Below are 598 nucleotides of genomic sequence, written 5' to 3' on the forward strand. Positions count from 1 at the left end.
TTCCTTTGCTGCTTTGACTGCTTCTTCCGCTTTGGTAATTCGTTGCTCTATAAGTGCCATTTCTTTCCCCGAAATTTTCCCTTTGGCATTTTACAACGTTGTTGTTGGCCCTTATATATAAGTTGTCGAATATTCGAGCGAAGCGAGGGTGTAGAATCCCGAGGGAAACGAAGGGCGCACTTAGAGTAATCCCCTTCGGAGATTACGTGCGGGCGTTCTGCCGGACCCTTTGCAGGGGCTAAAAAGCAAAACCATGGCGCAATTCCACATGTCGGTGAAGCAGATAAGCAGGAGCACCCGTCGTGCTGCCGAACGCATTGTGGATGTGCGTACGGGTGAAATCCACGATTACACCCGGAAAGGCGGGGTAGATGCTGCCCATCTTTCCCTGCCCGGTGGCAGCACGGAGAACCGCGCCGCCTTTTGGAATCGGCTTGAACAGCATCACAAACGTGCGGACGCCGTGCTTGCGCGTGAGTTCACGCTTGCTCTGCCTCACGAGTTGCCAGCCGAAGAGCGGCAGCGGCTTGCTTTCGACTATGGCCAGGAGCTTGCCGATCGCTATGGCATTGCAGTGGACGTGGCTGTGCACGCTCCC

Annotated in this window: 1 protein-coding gene; it reads left to right on the forward strand. The window is 54.8% G+C overall.

Translation table 11 applies throughout. The annotated features are described in order from the left end of the window. Positions 1-268: 268 nt before the first annotated feature. Positions 269-598: MobA/MobL family protein (locus OVY01_RS23405; RefSeq protein ID WP_432422302.1), on the forward strand; the 330-nt coding region annotated here is incomplete at its 3' end.

Origin of the sequence: Robbsia betulipollinis (genome assembly GCF_026624755.1) — a bacterium.
In the GTDB taxonomy this organism is placed as follows: domain Bacteria; phylum Pseudomonadota; class Gammaproteobacteria; order Burkholderiales; family Burkholderiaceae; genus Robbsia; species Robbsia betulipollinis.